At 40.1% G+C, this 19,609-nt stretch carries 14 protein-coding genes; 5 read left to right on the top strand and 9 right to left on the bottom strand.

Annotated elements, in window-relative coordinates; all coding sequences use genetic code 11:
- Nucleotides 1-4: 4 nt before the first annotated feature.
- Together ACYH0O_RS11605 and ACYH0O_RS11600 are read right to left on the bottom strand one after the other, a co-directional pair.
- Complete coding sequence (locus ACYH0O_RS11605) at nt 5-2,731, bottom strand: carboxypeptidase regulatory-like domain-containing protein (protein ID WP_482632343.1); 2,727 nt, start codon at nt 2,729-2,731, stop codon at nt 5-7.
- Nucleotides 2,732-3,024: 293 nt separating this feature from the next.
- Nucleotides 3,025-3,906 (bottom strand): TetR/AcrR family transcriptional regulator, encoded by an 882-nt coding sequence (locus ACYH0O_RS11600; RefSeq protein WP_482632342.1) that lies wholly within the window; start codon nt 3,904-3,906, stop codon nt 3,025-3,027.
- A 212-nt stretch (nt 3,907-4,118) separates the two neighbouring features.
- On the opposite strand from ACYH0O_RS11600, the gene ACYH0O_RS11595 reads away from it, so the two are divergent.
- The 3 genes from ACYH0O_RS11595 to ACYH0O_RS11585 all read left to right on the top strand — a co-directional run bounded on the left by ACYH0O_RS11595 (nt 4,119) and on the right by ACYH0O_RS11585 (nt 9,380).
- Entirely contained in the window at nt 4,119-7,178 is a 3,060-nt protein-coding gene (locus ACYH0O_RS11595; protein WP_482632341.1) for an efflux RND transporter permease subunit, read from the top strand.
- Between the two features lie 129 nt (nt 7,179-7,307).
- Nucleotides 7,308-8,759: an MDR family MFS transporter gene (locus ACYH0O_RS11590; RefSeq protein ID WP_482632340.1), complete on the top strand. Its 1,452-nt coding sequence runs from the start codon at nt 7,308-7,310 to the stop codon at nt 8,757-8,759.
- Nucleotides 8,760-8,885: 126 nt separating this feature from the next.
- Nucleotides 8,886-9,380 carry a DinB family protein gene (locus ACYH0O_RS11585; RefSeq protein WP_482632339.1) on the top strand — a complete coding sequence of 165 codons (495 nt, stop codon included), beginning with the start codon at nt 8,886-8,888 and terminating at the stop codon, nt 9,378-9,380.
- Between the two features lie 364 nt (nt 9,381-9,744).
- Here the strand turns inward: ACYH0O_RS11585 and ACYH0O_RS11580 are convergent, their stop codons facing one another.
- From ACYH0O_RS11580 to ACYH0O_RS11550, 7 genes are all read right to left on the bottom strand, one after another.
- Nucleotides 9,745-10,539 (bottom strand): ABC transporter permease subunit, encoded by a 795-nt coding sequence (locus tag ACYH0O_RS11580; protein WP_482632338.1) that lies wholly within the window; start codon nt 10,537-10,539, stop codon nt 9,745-9,747.
- 15 nt (nt 10,540-10,554) lie between these two features.
- Complete coding sequence (locus ACYH0O_RS11575; RefSeq protein WP_482632337.1) at nt 10,555-11,346, bottom strand: ABC transporter permease subunit; 792 nt, start codon at nt 11,344-11,346, stop codon at nt 10,555-10,557.
- A gap of 6 nt (nt 11,347-11,352) precedes the next feature.
- Nucleotides 11,353-12,237: an ABC transporter ATP-binding protein gene (locus tag ACYH0O_RS11570; RefSeq protein ID WP_482632336.1), complete on the bottom strand. Its 885-nt coding sequence runs from the start codon at nt 12,235-12,237 to the stop codon at nt 11,353-11,355.
- Nucleotides 12,238-12,264: 27 nt separating this feature from the next.
- A complete protein-coding gene (locus ACYH0O_RS11565; RefSeq protein ID WP_482632335.1) occupies nt 12,265-12,885 on the bottom strand; it encodes a TetR/AcrR family transcriptional regulator in 621 nt (206 codons plus the stop codon).
- Between the two features lie 296 nt (nt 12,886-13,181).
- Nucleotides 13,182-14,540 carry a magnesium transporter gene (mgtE, locus tag ACYH0O_RS11560; protein WP_482632334.1) on the bottom strand — a complete coding sequence of 453 codons (1,359 nt, stop codon included), beginning with the start codon at nt 14,538-14,540 and terminating at the stop codon, nt 13,182-13,184.
- 489 nt (nt 14,541-15,029) lie between these two features.
- The gene (locus ACYH0O_RS11555; protein WP_482632333.1) at nt 15,030-18,194 is read right to left on the bottom strand and encodes an SNF2 helicase associated domain-containing protein; all 3,165 of its coding nucleotides are present in this window, start codon (nt 18,192-18,194) and stop codon (nt 15,030-15,032) included.
- A gap of 239 nt (nt 18,195-18,433) precedes the next feature.
- Nucleotides 18,434-18,514: a putative holin-like toxin gene (locus ACYH0O_RS11550; RefSeq protein WP_482632549.1), complete on the bottom strand. Its 81-nt coding sequence runs from the start codon at nt 18,512-18,514 to the stop codon at nt 18,434-18,436.
- A 79-nt stretch (nt 18,515-18,593) separates the two neighbouring features.
- Between ACYH0O_RS11550 and ACYH0O_RS11545 the strand changes: the two genes are divergently transcribed.
- The gene (locus ACYH0O_RS11545) at nt 18,594-18,764 is read left to right on the top strand and encodes a hypothetical protein (RefSeq protein ID WP_482632332.1); all 171 of its coding nucleotides are present in this window, start codon (nt 18,594-18,596) and stop codon (nt 18,762-18,764) included.
- Nucleotides 18,765-18,960: 196 nt separating this feature from the next.
- Nucleotides 18,961-19,578, top strand: a complete 618-nt coding sequence (locus tag ACYH0O_RS11540; RefSeq protein WP_482632331.1) for an acetate uptake transporter — start codon at nt 18,961-18,963, stop codon at nt 19,576-19,578.
- Nucleotides 19,579-19,609 lie beyond the last annotated feature (31 nt).

Raw genomic sequence — 19,609 nt, 5'->3', positions numbered from 1 at the left:
CCATTTACAACATATTCCCATTTTCATCTGTCAAAACGGTCGCGATGACTGCGCCACTTGAATCAACAATTCTTACCTCTACATTAGCACCAACGATTGGCGTGCCAGTTTGGGCATTTGATACGATTCCAGATATAGAGCCTGGATCAGCTGCCAAGTTAAAATTCACGTTAGAGGTCATATTTGAAACAATCGTCACACCTTGGCTGGCTGCCTGAAAATTAGATGCTGCCGCTACTACGGTGAAATTCCCAGGAGCAAGGCTATGAACCGTATAGGATCCGTCAGGTGCCGTAACAGTGGTAGCAACAATGATTCCTGTCCCGGTACTGATTTGAACCTTAACACTTCCACCGGAAATAGGGTCATTATTCGTGTCTCTTACAAACCCCGTCAATATACCCGGATCTTCGTTTAGCGTTACATTTAACGTGGTGGTTTGACCGTTTACAATCATCGCTGCAACAGTTTCGGTAGTGTAATCCGGTGCACTAACCACAACCGTATAGCTTCCTGGAGGCAGTCCGGAAATCATGTAGTTACCATTTGTGTCAGTTAATACAGAAGCAATCTGTATATTATTTTGGAGAATGGTTACCGTTGCACCTGGTATCCCGGCGGCATTGGGATCCTGTACTGTTCCTTGAAGGGCTCCAGCAAGCTTGGATAAAAACGCATCCAGAGTTGTAGTAGTGTTTGATGAAACAACCGCACCGAGGTTTTTGGTCGCAAACCCGTCAGCTGTAAAAATTAGAGAATACGATCCAGGCAGAAGACTAGTAAATGAATATTGTCCGCTTCCGTTTGTTGTTGTAGAGGCTACGATGACATTTTGACTGTTCACTGCCTGTACTGAGGCTCCTGAAATGGCTGTCATGGTAACGCTGTCTACTACCGTTCCTTGAATAGAGCCGGGATTTGGTTCAAGAAAAATGTTCGTAATTGTTGTATTACCAGCTGTAACTGTTGAAGATACTGACGTTGTACTATAATTGGTAGCGAAAGACCTCACTTGATAATTTCCTGGAGCTAAATTATTAAATGTATACTGACCACTTCCATCTGTCGTCGTGGAGGCAATGGGTACCCCGTTTGAATCAAGCAACTCTAAATTTGCCAGTGGGATGGCTGTATTGTCGGAGGAATCACGGATCGTACCTGAAATAGCACCAGGGTTTGCGACAAGTGTAAAATTGACCACAGCTGCCTGGTTGGACACGGTCATGACTGATTTAGCTTGAGATTGAAAACCTGCTGTGATAACAGTGACATTATAAATACCCGGAGTTACATTTACGAAAGAATAGTTACCCGCTCCGTTAGTGGTTGTGGAATCTATTACGGTTCCTGAATTATTGAGGAGTTGGACGGTTGCATTGTTAATGGGACCACCATTTGATACATTTCCGGAAATTGTACTCGGCTGAGGTACAAGTGCAATATCCGCCCTTGTTGAAGAACCACCTACAGCCGTTACGTTAGCTGTTCCTGTTACATAGTTCGTTAAAGCAGCCTGTACTGTATAGTTTCCGGGTACTACATTCGTAAATGTATAAAATCCACTTGCGTTTGATTGAGTTGTAGCAATCGTGCTCATTCCTTGAAGAAGGGAAACTGTTGTATTCGGGATTGCCAATCCTGTTGATTGATCGGTAATGGTCCCATTGATTGTGGCGGTCTGCTGAACTATGATATTGACGACGGATGTGTTTGATTGAATTGCATTTCCTGATGAAGTATCAAACCCTGAAGCTTGTATCCTGTCTAAATTCCGCGAACCACTAGTCGTGAATGCACCATTTAATGTAAATGTTAATGTTGCAGTGGCACCCGGATTCAGGTTCCCCACGTTCCAGGTAAGCAATTTAGTCACTGAATTGTACGTTGTTAATCCTTGTGAAGTAGAATTCACTACAAAAGAATTAACGACATCGGGCCCAATAATGTCATCCAGAAAGACGGAAGTTGCTTGAGAACGCCCGGAATTTGTGACTGTAATGGTACCCGTCCAATTTGCTTGCTGACCAAGAGCAACTGTTTGTGGACCGGTGTTCAATACCTTATTCGTTGTCAATTTCGCTCTTATATCAGCTTGTTCTGGAGTGATGGGATCTGTCAATGCATTTGCAAATGAAAAACCCTCGCTCGTTCTTAAGGAATCCTTGTTAAAGTTGTTGGCGTTTGCAGAGGTAAAATACACTGCACGAATAGCTGAAGAAGCATTTATGCCTAAGAAAGAGAAGACGGTGCTTGCCGGTAGAAACCAATCAAGAAAGAAATTCTGCCCCCCACCGATGCTGGAATCAGCAGGCGTTACCCTGGCAAAGTCGAAATTGGTAATCGGCTGGGCGAAATTAGGATTCCCCCCGCCAGTCCCTTCTGCTGGATCATTCCATGAATTCACTAATTTCACGGTATTCTGAATCAAACTCACGCGATTATTCAACCCATCTACGTTAAAGAGCCAATCGTACGTTCCCGCCACTCCAGTAGTGTTTATCAAAACACCCCAAGAGAAATTTCTGAAGCCTGTAAACTGATTATTCCGGGGATCCCCATTCAACCTTAACCGGAAATAGACATTGGTACCATCGTACGCAAAGAAACCTGCTGGGAAAGTTGAATTGCCCACGATATCCGTTGATACGGGACTCTCATCTCCCAAGACGTCAAATAAGGGTGTTCCTCCAACAAGTACCGGAGTATATTGTGCATTACTGGGAAATGCCATAAAAAAACCTCCTTTAAATGATATGGTCTTAATTATGATATTGAAAAATAGGGATTTTGTCTTACCAAGCGTCTAGAAAACTACTAAAGTTTTGCCATTTTTGGTTTTAATGGAATTTCAATAGGAAAGGTGATGGACAATTCCAATAACGGATGGTCGATATGTAAATACATGAGGCGGGATAGGGAAAATAGCGATAGGAAATCTATGGTCCATTTCCGCATAAACTTTTTGATGATATTTAATTTCTAAGCCTATCTTTTCCTGATTATAAACATAAAAAAACCCCTTCCCTATTTTTCAGGAAGGAGCAATGTCTCTAACTCTTCAGCTTCTATTTTCAAATTCTCTTCATCTATCAACAATCGAAATAACCCTTTGATTATTAACTCGTCCGGCTCCGCTTGGCGGCATTCCTCTGAAATCCGATTCGCGATATTCAAGTAATACTTGACATGTTCTTCACTCAACCCGTTTATTTTTTCATACAAACCCTTCCAGGCATTCTCCCTCTTTTCAAATGAAATGAAGGCTCCTTCCCGATCCATGCTTACGGAAAATGATTTCATCATCCCATCATTTAACAATGGCTTGCTCTTACCTACAAGAAAGTCTCCAGCAAGAAGAGAAATCTGTCGCACTAAATGTTTCCCGAGAATAGTAGGATCCAAGGCATCCTCAGTAGAAATCAAAAGCATCATATACGATGAATAAATGGATTGGGTCATCCACATGAGGTCCCATTTGTAGGGGCTGATTTCCCCTCCAAATACTTCTAATAGATTATGCTCGAGCCAGCTGAACAGCCGTCCCCTCATACGGTGCTCCATTGCAGCCAATTTCTCACTATTCTTTGCAGACTCTCCCCTCATGTGCATTTTCATATAGGACTTATATTCAAGTATCCCTTCAAATTGAACTTGAAACTGCATTGCGAATCTTTCCAGAGTGGGTAAATTCCCATCTAGTCCGACTACAAAAGCACGTTCGAAGACAAGCTGCTGATAATGTTCATAAATCGATATGATTAAATCTTCTTTTGATTGAAATAATGAGTATAGGGAGCCCTTTGAAATGCCGACACTTTCGGCGATTTGCTGCATGGACGTTTGATTATATCCGTGTTCTGCAAAGAGCTCTACGGCTGATTCGAGTATTGATTTACGTTTATCCAATTTCTACACCTCTAAATCCAGAGAAAATTCACTCTATCATTTTAACCATACTCTCCCAAAAATAGAAGAGCATCATTTCTTGACTACAGAAAAAATACATGTAAAATGACTAGTGAGTCAACCGATTGACGACTGTTGTATCAGTAAATATCCAAGTTATAAAAAAACTTTTGACCCATGAGTCAAAATGTTATCAAAGGAGGATAACATACATGTTGAAAGCTATTTTAAACCGTTCCAAAATCACACTGATTTTTGTCTTGTTGTTTGTAATTATCGGTATTTTTACTTTTTTACAATTGCCACAGCGAGAAATACCTGAAACAAGCGTGAACATTGGAACGGTCAGCACCGTTTATCCTGGTGCAACCGTTGACTCTGTTGAGAGGACGGTAACCAATCCCATCGAATCTTCTCTGCAGTCCATTGATGGAATTAAAGAAATCAGCTCCTCCACTTCAGCCGGTTTCTCTACTATTATTGTAGAGGTTGAAGATGGAGAAAACAAAAAAGAAGTGTTTGGAGATGTGCGACAAGCGGTTTCAGATGCTTCCACCTCTTTTCCTGACGAGGTATTCGATCCGGAAATTAATGAATCCACGGTGAAAATGCCGATCGTTTCCTACCATCTTACAAGTGATAACAAGGAATCCCTTCTCACTCTTCGTGAAGAAATGAACCGTTGGCAGGAAGAAGTCGAGGAAATCTCGGGGGTCTCCAGTGTAACGGTAAAAGGATTACCCGAAGAAGAAATTGTCATCGAATTAGAACAGGATAAATTAACTGCGTCCGTACTCAATCCTTCCGCTGTTATGAATGCGATTAATGATGAATACTATCCCACTCCTCTAGGAAAGCAAGAAGTTGATAACGAAGTCGTTCAATTAACGGTTGAACATTACTCAACTCTTGATGAGATGAATGAGCTTTTTGTTGGCAAGAACCCTCAAGGAGAATCGGTCTTTTTACAAGATATAGCAAACGTTGGAATTGCTCCTAAAGAGGTTAAAGATATTGTGACATTTGAAGGCAAGCCATCCCTCTCCTTTACAGCATTTGTTCAGTCAGGGGAAGATATCCCTTCTGTGGATGAGAAAGTAAGCAACAAAGTGGATGAACTGGCAAAATCTCTCCCTTCTGATGTGAATCTTGAACCTTATTACTCTCAGGCTTCGATTGTAACAGACATGTTTGATGGATTATTTATGTCCCTTGCGATTTCCGTTGTAGCGGTTATTTTGACAACGGCATTAGGACTTACCGTTTCTGGAGCGTTCGTGGTTGCATTAGCCGTTCCGATTTCCGTCCTGATGGGGTTGATTCCACTGCCATTTTCCGGTGTGGATCTTAATCAGATCTCCGTCATCGGTGCCATCATCGCTCTCGGTATTCTTGTGGATGACTCGATTGTTGTGAATGACAATATTCAACGTCGCTACAAGCTTGGTGATCGTGCGCTTATGGGGGCCGTAAATGGTGTCAAAGAGATCTGGGTTTCGATTGTGACCTCTTCTCTTGCCATTGTATTCACGTTCCTTCCTCTTATATTTTTATCAGGCGGAAACGGAGCGTTCATAAGAGCATTGCCGACTGTTCTAATAACGACGATCATCGCATCAACACTCGTTGCACTGATCTTTGTTCCAATCATGAGATACCTGCTTTATAGTAGAACAACGAGAAAAGTACCAGATGCACCCGGTTTACTAGGAAAACCATTGAATATGCTGGCTGACTTTTATGCTGATACTGTTCTTAAGAAGTTTTCAAAGCGACCTTTCTTGATAACTGCTATCGGCCTTGTCTTCACAACCGCCATCTTTGGTCTGATTGCTCTTACACCATTTGAATTCTTCCCGTCAGCTGACCGTGAAGAAGTAACGATTGATGTAACGTTACCAATCGGTACGGCGATTGAAGAAACAGCGAGCACTTTAGAAGACATGGAACAACTGTTAAAAACGGATGAGGGTGTCTATGAAACCTCTGCTTTTACTGGTTCAGGCCTACCAAACTTATTCAACAGCTCTCTTTCAAATTCCGGTCAAAATACAGGTCAATTGGTCGCGAGAGTCGATCGTGAAAACCAAACGGCTCAAGGTCTGATTGACGAATGGACTGACAAACTGAGAGAAGAATATCCCGATGCGTTGATCTTCATGGAAACGATCCAGCAAGGTCCGCCGGCAGGGGCTCCTGTCACAGTAACGGTTTCTGGACCTGAGATGGATCGATTAATTGAACTTCGTGATACGATTTCAACTGAAATTGAAAAACTGGATACTGATTTAGTCGTTGATAATGTCGGGGAAATGGAGCCCACGATTGAATATGTTCCAAACCGCGAGCTTCTCGAGGAAAATGGTATTACAATCAATCAGATCAGCCAACAGCTGCGATTGGCTACAGAAGGCATTCCGTTGAAAGCCTTTGATAATGGTGTCACGAAACGTGATATGACACTGGGTTTAGAAGGAAATGAAGATGAAGTGAATCTGTCTTCTCTAGAGGTTCCCGCTGAAACAGTTAATCCTGCTGGACCACCTAAGCTGATTTCCCTTGATGAGCTGGTGACTCCTGAAAAGAAAGAAGAATTTCAACTCATCCCCCATAAAGACGGAAAGCGTGCAATCACTATTCGTGCTTATCCTGAGAGTGAGGAAAACTATAAAGAAAATGTCCAGGATATAGTGAAGGATGTACGAGAAAACCTTGACGACAACAATTATTCCATTACATTAGGCGGGGAAAATGAAGCTCAGAATGACTTCTTCGCGGAGATCACAATACTATTTACAATTGTCCTTTTCCTTGTGTATTTAGCCATTGCTCTTCAATTTAATTCATTATCACTTCCATTTTTAGTTCTTGTCGCGGTTTATCTTGCGATTGCAGGTGCAATTCTCGGGTTATTCGTTACTCAAACTCCGATCAGCTTCCTGGCTGTCATGGGGATGGTGTCATTAACCGGTATTGTTGTGAGGAACTCTGTCGTGTTAATTGAGTTTGTTGAACAAAGATTGAAGGATGGTATGGGCGTGAAAGAAGCAGTTGTTGAATCAGGACGTACCCGCATTCGTCCAATTCTACTGACAGCTCTCACATCAATTGTGGCACTTATTCCTGTTGCAGTCAGCGGAGATGCCCTTTTTACACCACTTGCTGTTACCATTATTTCAGGTATCATGTTCTCTGCTGTATTAACGTTGATCATAGTTCCGATGATGTATCTTGTCTTCCACCGCTTTAGAAGAAAAAAGCGTGAAGCATAAGAATAGTCTAGAGGGGTGTTCATGTGACACCACTCTTTTTCGTAATTTAAGGAACAATTCCTTGAGAAATCATTCAAAATCAAGCATTATAGATAAGTATTTTATTTTAATCTTTAATGGAGGAAAAACATGTCATCAAAAATCAATACAAAAGCGATCCTTATTACTTTTATGATCGGTGCTTTTTTTGCCATATTAAATGAAACGTTGTTAAATATCGCCCTAACCGAATTAATGGCTGTATTTAACGTCGATGCTCCCACGGTTCAGTGGTTAGCAACAGGATTCATGCTCGTCATGGGGGTGCTGATGCCTATCTCCGCCCTGCTTATCCAATGGTTCACGACACGTCAAATGTTTATCGGTGTGATGAGTGTGTTTCTTCTTGGCACGGTGATTGCTGCATGTGCCATGAATTTCCCTATGTTACTTGCTGGTCGGATGATTCAGGCGGTGGGGACCGGTTTACTCATTCCGGTCATCATGAATGCCTTATTATTAATTTATCGGCCGGAAGTCCGTGGTAAAATCATGGGTACGTTCGGACTGGTCATTATGTTTGCACCAGCGATCGGCCCGACTCTTTCTGGTGTGATTGTCGACTTGTTAGGGTGGAGATGGTTATTCATTACGGTCATTCCCTTCGCCGTGTTCTCAATTCTATTCGCTCTAAAATATTTACAAAATGTCGGCGAAATCACTCGTCCGAGTGTGGATATCTTGTCCATTATCCTTTCTTCAATTGGTATTGGAGGAATTGTTTACGGATTTAGTTCGGCGGGAGAAGAATCTGCCGGGTTTACGTCTGTGAAAATTATCGTGATTATTTCAATTGCGGTTATAAGCTTGATACTATTCGTCTTACGTCAGTTAAAGCTTGATGAACCACTTCTCGATGTTCGTGTTTTCCGATATAAAAGCTATGCGAGAGGAGTATCGATCTTCGTCATTGTCATCATGGCTATGTTTGCATCCGAAATCGTCATGCCGATGTACTTACAAGGACCTCTCGGATATTCTGCAAAAGCAGCAGGATTATTATTACTTCCTGGGGCACTCTTAAATGGTCTGATGTCTCCAACGATGGGATCGTTATTTGATAAATACGGTCCAAGAAAACTGATCATTCCAGGAACCTTAACATTAGTCGGAGTAATGATTTTCTTTAGCACGATTAATCCATCTACACCGATCTGGTTATTCGTTCTTGTCTATATGGTTCTGATGCTTTCCATTTCAGCAATCATGATGCCTGCACAAACGAATGGTTTAAATGAACTGCCAAAGCATTTATATCCACATGGAACCGCCATTGCAAACACCCTGCAGCCAGTCGCAGGAGCTCTAGGTGTTTCAATCTTTGTCAGCATCATGACACAAAGTCAGGCTGGGTTTATTGAAGGGCAATCGGGTGAGTTAACAGAAGGACTCTTAAACAAAGCTATGACCTACGGTGTACATCATGCTTATTGGTTCGCTCTTGCCTTGGCTGCTGTCGCTTTCCTTATTTCATTATTCATCCGGAAAGCTGTTGCTCCTGATTTTGACGGAGAAGTAGAAAAGGCAGAAAGTGAAAGTTAGATTTACGCATACAAATTACTTAAAAAGCTCAGGAACCTGAGCTTTTTTTCAAAAGTGTTATTACTGTACGTCCATCTTCCTCAAGAGTAAAATGGAGCTTGAAACCACCCATGAGGAGGAACTTATATGGACAATGAGATCAAACTAATTGAGGACATCCGTTCTGACCTATTGAATAGTGTGAGCGATTTAACCAATGATGATTTAAACAAAAGAATTGAAGAAGACCGATGGACAATCATACAAGTGCTGGACCATCTGTATCTAATGGAGAGATCGTTGACGAAAGCAATTCAAACAACGTTAGCTAAAGGTGAAGAACAGGAAGTGCCATCGAAGCCGATCCACTATACGGTAGACCGAACGACGAAAGTAGATGCACCTCCATTTGTCGTTCCTGCTGAAGAAAGTCTTACACTTCAAGAAATGAAGGAGAAACTGAATGCTTCCCGTAAAGATCTCCTCACCTTTCTTCATACAACAAGCAAAGAAGAATTACTGAAAAAAGCGTATCCTCACCCTATATTCGGACTTATCCGATTAGATGAATGGATACCGTTTATTGGGTATCATGAGAAGAGACATTTAGAGCAGATTGAAGAACTAAAAGCAAAATTATAAACTATCAATTTAGAAACTGGGACAAAACTAAAAAACCACGATAAAAAGACGAACAATAGAAGTGTAGGTTCTTCATACCACTAATGATTTCCGTGCAAGACTACGCTTTCCGCGGGTAGCCTGTGAGCCTCCTCGGCAAGCCTGCGGGGTCTCACATAAGCTACTTTCCCGCAGGAGTCTTCGACTTGCACTCCAATCAACCGCTGGAATCAACTAAAATCAAATGAGTCAAAAATAAATAATAAACCCGAACAAATCTGCACACTAAGAAGCAGGTTTATTCGGGTTTGAATTAGGATAAAAAACTTTTGTCCCAGCCTCTTTATCCTTGTAACTATATTATTTATCACTAGATTACTTTCTTCTATACATTCAAATCCCGCTTTTCATAAAGAACAAAGGTAGCTACCGCCAGAACCCCTATCAAAACAGTTGAAATCCCAACAAATATCATTTCCAATCCAGTATCCATCACATTCTTCGCTTCAAAGTACTTGAATGGTGTGAGATATTTCAAGCCTTCGATTTTTTCGCTCAGGTCGATGGCAAAGGAAAGGATAAAGGTGACCAATAAAACGACTGTTCCTAACGTAGCGGCTTTTCCAGGCTTTTTGGTCCAAGCTGCAATCGCTGTTCCGATTACTAAAAATAACACTTGTAAAATTAACATTCCTATCATGATCACCCCGATATCGCTGATAAAGGATTCTCCATCACTATACTTTCCTACTATAAGTAAAGAAATTGACCATGTGATGATCGCCAGAATCCCAACTTGCGTGAGAGCTGCCAACAATTTAATCCCAATGATTCTCTTCCTGGGCAAGGGCTTTACGAACAAAAACTCAACGGTTTTATCCCTTTCTTCCTTTGAGATGATTGTTGCACCAATCATTGCTGCATGAATCGTTGAGAGCAACACTATATACAGAAAGAGCACTCCATAATATCCACTGGCCGTCGACATATCGAGGCTACCAACCCCTAGAAATGCCTGGAGTGATTTTGGCATTTGAGCCATTAGCTCATTCATGGATTGACCTGAAGAAGAGAATCCTGCAAACTTTCCCATTCCCGAACCGATCAAGGCAATCATCCCTATACACCAAATGATGAGGGATTTGCGGTGAGCCTTCATTTCTCTTATATATACGTTCATCTTGTTCCCCTCCCCTTATACCGTATGAATATCTCTTTTGTTGTAAATAACGAAGCTTCCGATCAGTGAAAGGACAATCAAGAACATCCCTAAGATTAGGAATGACCATTCATATCCCTCTTGATTCATAATATAGCTATAGTCAAAGTACTTAAATGGAGATAAATAACGAGTAGCCTCCTCAGCAGCAGCAACCATACCTATTAGAAAAAAACCAAACACGACACCAAGTGATAAGCTGATTACCGATTTCACCTTTGGAAATACAACAGCAATAATGACTCCAACGGCAAACATAATCAATTGAGTGAATAAGAGAGTTAGAGAAATCAGCAAGAATACATATAGACTGAAATTCTCCACTTTTACCACATTCGCTACAGTGATTGCTGCAATTACATACACGATATTTGTAAAAAGCAGGGATGTTAAAGCTGCGAGTATTTTAGAAGAAAGGATCTTCGTACGGGTAACTGGTTTAGTCAATAGAAAATCAGCTGTCTTTTCACGAATTTCCTTCGAGCTAATTGAGATTCCCAGATTCATGGCTTGAATCGCACCGCATAGTGTGATGTACAAAAATATATACGAATAATAACCATTTAGAGAGCCTATACTGTCCATCTGAATACCTAACGCTTTTCTTACTCCCTCTGGAAACCCTTCCAGGAGCTTCTTAAATTCATTAATTTCTATAGAAATAGAAGGAAACATCGACATAAACAGGATCACTAACACAACGAGTGCACCGCTCCATATAAACGTTGACTTTCGATAAGCCTTTAATTCATATAAAAAGATATTCATAGAGGATCAAGCCTCCTTTTCGTAATAGTGCATGAAGATTTCTTCTAAATCCGGCTCCTCGATCCAAAAATTAGCAATTTGGATGTCGGCAATCTTCTTCAACAGCGTGTTGATATTACCCCTGAACAGGAAGCTGACATGATTTTGATTCACTTCAAGATTGCTCACACCTTCAAGATCGAAGTATGATTGATCTACATCACTTTTCATTTCAAGTTTGAATTTTTTATGATTGTTTTCTTTTAACGTGCTGATTTTTTCGACTTGAACGATTTTTCCTTCTTTAATGATCGCTACTCGATCACATAGTCGCTGAACTTCACTTAATATATGAGAAGAAAATAGAATGGTAGCTCCCTTCTTATTTTCAGCTTGAAGGAGTTCGAAGAATTTTTGTTGCATTAAAGGATCCAAACCTGATGTTGGTTCATCCAGGATTATGAGCTTCGGTTCATGAAGCAACCCTTGAATGATTCCCACTTTCTTTTTGTTTCCAAGTGAGAGATCATCAATCTTCTTCGTTAAATCTAAGTTCAGCACTTCGGCTAATTCTTTAATTCTCTTCGTGCAGTCTTTCTTGTAGAAGCTTGCAGAATACTTAAGAAGATCCATCACCTTCATATTGTCGTAATAGAACACTTCAGCTGGTAGATATCCTACTTCCTTCGCAATCTCTGGAGCGGACTCAATACAATCCTTACCGAATATCTTAGCACTGCCGCTCGTCGGATGAATCAGCGAAAGGAGGGTTCTGATCGTCGTTGATTTCCCTGCCCCGTTAGGCCCGATAAAGCCAAAGATCTCCCCTTCTTTCACTTGAAAACTGATGTCGATAACCCCTCTAGACTTTCCGTACGTTTTCGTTAATTCATTAATTTCTATCACATTCATGGATCTCTTCCTCCCTTTTCCTATTTCTTATTGATAAAATGATGCCTTTAATAATTCGATGTAGGAATCAATTTCGGCCAGCACTTCTTCTTGGTTAATTTCTTGTACGGAAAGTGTCTTAGCTTTTTGCTGTTGTTGATTGGCAATTCCTTCAAAGGTCCAATAAATAATTTGAATCGACTTTTTCACATCGACTCCTTCTTTGAATTTTGATGTATCCATATCGGTGAATAATTTTGCAAAGCTGTTCTCCACCATTTTGGCTTTAATCTGCTCGATATCATCCTTCACTTCAGGTGCTTCTTCGAGAAATGCACTAGTAAGAAAATTTATCAGATTAGGATAAACGGCAAATAGCTCAAACTTTATCAACGTTACTGAACGGATTGTAACGAAAATATCGCGCTCGTTCCAGTCAATACGTTCATAAATCTTCTCAGTGAATAAGTCGGATAGATGTTCATAAAGTGAAACATATAAATCCTTTTTGCTATTAAAATAATGAAATAAAATGCCCTTTGAGATTTTTGCTTCCTTCACGATCGCGTTTGTTGAGGCATTTCGGTAACCATTCTTTGCAAAAACTTGAGTTGCTGCATTAATGATCCTTTCTTCTTTCTCAGGATCTATATTCAATGTTTTAAACAATATATTTTCTTCCTCCTTTAAGGGGACAGGTGTTTGACCACACCGGTCAATTTTATTATAGTCTTTTTTGACCAGCGTGGTCAATGTTATTTTTGTATAATAGTTTACCCCTTTTTGCATACGTTTCTCTTTCACTATTTCGATTAGAAGATATTCCTAACGAGTAACGTCAAATAGAAAAAAGCTCATAATTTCTGAGCTTTTTCATCTATTCCCAAACTACAAAACCATACTATTTTTCTTCATGAATTCCCTCTCATTATAAAAAACGAGCATAAAATTCATGCTCAAATACCTCACATTAATCTCGTTATAAACATGGTAGCAATCCCAAAATAGATCATCAGAGACAAGATATCGTTGATTGTAGTAATTAAAGGACCAGATGCAACAGCAGGATCAACCTTAAACTTGTATAGGATGAGCGGAATAATTGTCCCTGCCAACGTCCCAATAATCAGAGTGATGAGTAAAGAGCTCCCAACTACTAGACCTAGTATGATATTTCCTTGCCAAACAAATGCAATGATAGCAATCATCACGGCGCATGTCACTCCAATGATGATACCAACCGATAGCTCACGTATGATTAGCTTCAACACTTGCCCGAAGTCTAATTCGTTTGAAACAAGGCCCCTTACGACTACAGCAAGTGATTGAGTTCCGGTATTACCCGTCATTCCAGCAATCATGGGCATAAAGAAAGCGAGTGCCACGACTTGCTCAAGTGTAGCAGAAAACATATTAATGATACTTCCTGAAACAAGTCCAATGAATAATAGCAAAATCAACCATGGTAATCGACGATAAGCGGCTATTAATGGTTTGGTGTGAAAGTCAATCGATTTTCCGGAAGCTGACAACTTTTCGATGTCTTCGTTTGCTTCCTGAATGACCACATCGATAATATCGTCAACGGTAATTACACCAACCAATTTCCCATCTTCCTCAATGACCGGCATTGTAATGAAATCATACCGACTAATCAATTTAGCTACTTCTTCCTGATCAGTATACACATCTACTTTTACCACTCTGCTGTACATAATTGTTTCAATTTTATCCTGTAGTTCCCCTAGTAACAAATCCCTGTAAGAAACAACGCCAATTAGTTTCTTTTCCTCATCGATAACATACAGGTAGTTAAGATATTCAGCCAATTCGGCAAAATCCTTCAATTTATCAACTGCCTCACGGACTGTATAATGCTTCGGAATCCATACATAGCGGTTGTTCATCATTCTACCTGCCGTCTCTGGAGGGTAATTCATTAAATTCATAACTACTTGAGATTCCTCTTGATTCATTTCAGACAAGAGTTCTTCAATCTTCTCAGGTTTAAGGTCGGTTAATAAAGTAGCCAGATTATCGTTTTCCATTAAGTCTAAAACCTTGGTTGATTTTTCAATTCCCAGCTTTTGTAGCACTACTAATTGAATTTCTTTATCAATTTCCTGAATGAATTCAGTTAATTGCTCTAAAGGTAAATATAATAGGAATTTATTTTGATGTTTGGATGGCACATTTAAGTATTGCTGAGATATGTCATAAGGCTGCAATTCTTCTATTATTTCAAGAAACACATTTTTTTTACCATCTTTAAGGCTTTGTATAATCGCAAGCGTGATTTCGTTTTCTGTCATAGCCATCGTCATATGGTTACTCCTTGCTAAAGAGTCTATTTCTGCTAAAATTAAGGCTTATTCATGTTATTAACTTAAATTAACTTACATTGACCTATTGCAATGAATGACTCCCTTGTTTAATTTATCTTCTCACTACCAATAGAAATAATAATAATGGAATATATACCTGAAATGGCATATGTACATATATCGGAACAACTTTCAGACCTATTTGTACATAGTATGTAACCCTTCAGCCATAAAAATCCGAGATTGCTAGAAGAGCTGTACCCGTTAGTAATTTTTATCATTATTTGTTACTTTCATTTCTTTTAATTGATCACTGGCACTTAGAAAAAATAACAATACCTTTACCGCCTTAAACTTTCTAATCTTTCCCATTTATCATGCTTAGTTATATATTATTTATTCGTTCGAGGTGAGCCTTCTTTGTGAAATCCATTTGGAATAAATAAAAGCTGAAGCTTCATTTATATAGAAGCTCCACCTTTATATTGACTAAAACGATAATATTTCTCTAAGCTCATCTTCCGTCATGGAAGAAACGATTTTATCTTCGGGGTCGATCACCTCTTGAATGAGGTGTCTCTTTTTTTCTTGTAGCTCATTCATTTTTTCTTCAATGGTTCCTCGTGAAATGAGCTTGATGACTTGTACTTTATTTTTTTGCCCCATGCGGTGTGCTCGATCAGCTGCCTGCTCTTCAACAGCGGGATTCCACCATGTATCATAGAGGATGACGGTATCAGCGCTTGTTAGGTTGAGTCCCGTACCTCCCGCTTTTAATGAAATAAGAAAAAGGTCACGTTCACCTTCATTAAATCTGTTGCACATGCCTACCCTCTCTTCAGAAGGCGTTAAGCCATTAAGGTAAAAGTAGGACTTTCCCTCTGCCGAAAGCTCCCTTCCAATCAACTCAAGCATCTTGGTAAACTGTGAAAAAATTAACACCCTTCTGCCAGAAAGCCTTGATTCTTCCAAAATTCCCATCAACTGAATGAATTTTGCTGATGTTCCCTGGTAGCCCTCTACAAATAAACCTGGATGACAGCATATTTGTCGAAGTCTGGTTAAACCAGCCAGAATTTTGATTCTGTTTTTCCTCAAAGTATTTTTATCCAGATGCTTAAGCGTATCGTGACGAAGCTTGGATAAATAAGCAGCGTACAATTCCTTTTGAGGCGGCAGCAATTCCGCCGATTCTATGATCTCGCGTTTTTCCGGAAGTTCTGATAATACATCTTCCTTCATCCTGCGCAGGACAAACGGACGAATTCTTTTGGCGATATCTTTTTTAGTAAGACGACTGTAATCCTTTAGACCACGAAATAACCCCGGAAATACTACATGAAAGATTGACCACAGCTCTTCGAGTGAGTTCTCAACAGGGGTGCCGGTTAATGCGAAACGGTGATTGGCTTCGATTTTCTTTACGCTTCTTGCTGTTTGCGTTATTGGATTTTTGAACGCCTGGGCCTCATCATAGAACACCGTGTGAAATTTCTGTTGCTCGTACCACCTGATGTCACTTCGAAGTAACGGATAGGAAATGATGATTACATCGATATCCTTTAATCCATTCTGTTTCTTCATTCGTTCTGATTTATTTCCATCCAGTATCACTGCTTGTATTTCAGGAGCAAACTTCGTAAATTCACTTTGCCAGTTATAGGTGAGGGACGAAGGACAAACAATCAGAGCAGGAAGTTTCTGAGTCCTAATCTCATCTAACTCAGAAACAATAAAAGAAATGCTTTGGATGGTTTTCCCTAATCCCATATCGTCGGCTAAGATCCCGCCCAGACCATAAAAGGCCAGAGTTTTCATCCATCGATAGCCGTCTTTTTGATACTCTCTCAACAGTGTGTTCAAGGTTGGTGGTATGGAAATCTCCATACTGCCGGGGTTCATGATATGTTGTAGGAACTCTTTATACGATTCCCCTAATTTAAATGTGTGGATCGCATCAACTGAATCAAAGAATTGGAGACTTTGATGCAATGGGAGTTCGAGTCCCTTGATTAAATCATTTTTCTCCGCTTGTGACGTATGAAGAAATCGCTGAATATCTTGAAATTCATTGGACTCCAGTGACAGAAGTGATCCGTTTCGCATCCGGTAATATTTACGTTTTTCCTCTAATGCCTCAAGGATCTCCATGATCTGTCGGTCAGGAATCCCATCCATTTCAAACTTGAATTCCAGCCAGTTCATTCGTTCTTTCTTCACTTTGACACGGATTTTTGGACTATTATTCCCTTTAAAGATACGGTTTCTCACTGCTGTAGTTGCATAGATTTGGACAAGCTTCTGAATCTTCGTCACACCATAGGTTAAAAAATCATATTCTAAATCCTCATTGTGTAAAAAGTAACCGCCTTCTGTTTTTCCAAAAGAGAACTCTTCCATTAATTCAAGGATGGTATCTTCTTTCTCCACCTCTCTAATTAGTAAGGATCCCGAGGGTGGTTCGCGATTTTCTAATGGGTGAATGACCACATTTTCGTAATGAAATTCAAGACCTGCAAGCAAACGATTCTTCACTCGGTCAAGATACAACTTTGCAACAAGCGGCGCCATTCCCAAACTTTTGGAAATTTCGTCCGAGATTGTGACCTTCCCCAATTTCTTTAAACCCAGCGCTACTTTCTCTAGAAAGAAGCCTATCTGGGTTTGAGGAATGGGAATCGAGTCTGTTCCTGATTTGGTGAGAAGTCGCTTTAATTCAGAAAGACGCTTGCAATCCCTGGTTTCCAGTTGGGTCAATGTTCCTTCATGAAGAACGGCTTGATATTCATCCAGGACGACCATATTTTTCAACCCGGTAATGTGTAATTGATAGCTTCCATTCTCATTTTGACCAAATCGGAACTTCAAAGGAAGCGGGGTCTTCAATAGCTTGATCCCCTTTACGGTGTGCTGGCTTTGCTCTATTTTAACCCTTGGCGCTTTTATTAGTAATGGTAAAAGCCGCTCCCATGAAGAGGGTGGAATGAGCAATTGTTCATTATTGTCCACTTCAGATGTAGAGTAAATTGTCTCTTCCTGGGCCACTTTTATAAGCTGTTGCATTACAGAATCGCTATCGATTTCAAAGCAATGAATTTGTTGATTGAAAATGAATGATTCTGAAAGATGGAAGGGATCTCCTTCTTTGATGCTCTGTAGAAACCCTCTAACCTGTTGGATCTTAATAGAGTGTATCGTTAATTCGATCCCGATCATAACTCCACCTGTCTTTATGCTTACAGGCCTAATCAATATTTCACATGGCAGTACTAGTCTGTTTTCAAAATGCCTCTGGTGACCAGTGGTTCGTATGGATTCATCCCGAAACAATGTGAAAAATTCTTCTGTTACTTCCCTTCCTTGGCCGTTTCCATTACGCTGCTCATAATGAATGGCGATGAGGACAGCAGCGATATGTTGACAATCTTTTTCAAACGATGCTAGTTTGGGACAACTGCACTTTGCGTGGAGTTCACCATTAACTCCCCCTGTAACGGTTACGTGGAAATCCTCCTCCCCCATAACGGTCGCTTCACAATAATTTGAACTGAATTCGTCCATTTTCACTTTATTGGAACGGTAATAGCTCTCTCCCTTTTTGAAAGAAACGGTACCGCATCGTTCTTTTATTAGTTTTTGATGTATGCCTTTCAAGTGTCTGGTCCCTTCCTGGAAATGTTTGTATGTTAGCGAAAGTTGCCTAATTGGATTTCTTCAATAATCCTATGATAACAACAATAAGGAAATTTAGAAACTGTACGGCATCGATTACTATATTAATAGAAACGTATATTCGCGAGATGATCTACATAGACTATAAGGGAAGCGATCCGACAGAAAAAAAACCGAACTATGAGGCCAGTCATAGTCCGGAAAATCCTTTAAGGAGCCCTCTACTTTTCAATATGATTCAACAACGAAATGATGAAACTTCCTGCTTGAAACATCAGCATGAAAATAAAGTAGTTCTCCACCACCCTCACCCCCTTCTTGAGGATCGCTCGAGTAAAATATTTGTCCCCTGTTGATATGTATGTAGGATAGACTCAATTCATGCGTTTTTTTGTTGTGAATTGGATGTATGGACAGAAGGATGGACTCCTGGATTATCTTTTTGCGGATAATCCGGGAGTTTATTTGTTTGGTAAGAGGTTTGGGATAATTTTTCATTTGATGAGTGGTAATCTTGTTGAAATCGACTCTTTTGATGTTGAACTGGATTAGCGTAGGAGAATTTTATCAGCGATATATTAAATATATCAGCGAAATTTTGATTTTATCAGCTAAACCCACTTTTAGAACTCAACTACATCTAAAAACCGCCTATATTTATGAAAGTTATGCTTACATAATATTTTCTATTGCATATGAAGACTTTTTTATGTAAATTAGTCAAGTATGTTTAATAGGAGGTATCATCATGAATCAAACACTAAACACTCAACGAATTCAAATAGCAACAGCCGATCCATCTGCTCTTGGACTTTTTGGATTAGCTATGGTTACCCTTGTCGCTTCTTCAGCGAAACTTGGATGGACGGATGGCGTTTCATTTGTATTACCATGGGCAATTTTCCTTGGTGGAATTGCACAGCTGATTGCATGCTTTGGGGATGCAAAGCATGATAATACGTTCGGATCCACTGCATTTGGAGCATTCGGCCTATTTTGGCTTGGAGTCGGAACATCCTGGTTAATTTCATTCGGTGTATTTGGAGAAGCAGCGGCTGCTGCAGTTGATCCACACCAACTGGGGATTGCGTATATCGGTTACCTGATTTTCAGTATTTTTATGACCTTTGGTGCCATGGAAACACATAAGGTATTATTCATTATTTTTGTCTTGATTGATTTCTTATTTATCGGCCTTTCCCTGTCTACACTTGGGATTGCACCTGAAGCCATGCATAAATTAGCGGCCATTTCTGAGTTGTTTATTGCATTATTCAGCTTCTACGGCTCTGCTGCAAGTGTCTTGAACACCCACTTTGGGAGAGAAACACTTCCTGTAGGAAAGCCTTTCGGGATATTTAAGTAAGTGAAGAAAGAGATAGATGAAATGCTCACCT

This window comes from Rossellomorea sp. H136 (assembly GCF_056838065.1).
The sequence above is the reverse complement of the archived record's forward strand: the minus strand, read 5'-3'. Positions and strand labels throughout refer to the sequence as shown.

Bases quoted from the DNA above. Each gene is read 5' to 3' on its own strand.
- ACYH0O_RS11545 (WP_482632332.1), top strand. From the start codon at position 18,594: ATGCGTTTTTTTGTTGTGAATTGGATGTATGGACAGAAGGATGGACTC.
- ACYH0O_RS11605 (WP_482632343.1), bottom strand. From the start codon at position 2,731: ATGGCATTTCCCAGTAATGCACAATATACTCCGGTACTTGTTGGAGGA.
- ACYH0O_RS11540 (WP_482632331.1), top strand. From the start codon at position 18,961: ATGAATCAAACACTAAACACTCAACGAATTCAAATAGCAACAGCCGAT.
- ACYH0O_RS11575 (WP_482632337.1), bottom strand. From the start codon at position 11,346: ATGAATATCTTTTTATATGAATTAAAGGCTTATCGAAAGTCAACGTTT.
- ACYH0O_RS11595 (WP_482632341.1), top strand. From the start codon at position 4,119: ATGTTGAAAGCTATTTTAAACCGTTCCAAAATCACACTGATTTTTGTC.
- ACYH0O_RS11590 (WP_482632340.1), top strand. From the start codon at position 7,308: ATGTCATCAAAAATCAATACAAAAGCGATCCTTATTACTTTTATGATC.
- ACYH0O_RS11580 (WP_482632338.1), bottom strand. From the start codon at position 10,539: ATGAACGTATATATAAGAGAAATGAAGGCTCACCGCAAATCCCTCATC.
- ACYH0O_RS11570 (WP_482632336.1), bottom strand. From the start codon at position 12,237: ATGAATGTGATAGAAATTAATGAATTAACGAAAACGTACGGAAAGTCT.
- ACYH0O_RS11585 (WP_482632339.1), top strand. From the start codon at position 8,886: ATGGACAATGAGATCAAACTAATTGAGGACATCCGTTCTGACCTATTG.
- mgtE (WP_482632334.1), bottom strand. From the start codon at position 14,540: ATGACGATGGCTATGACAGAAAACGAAATCACGCTTGCGATTATACAA.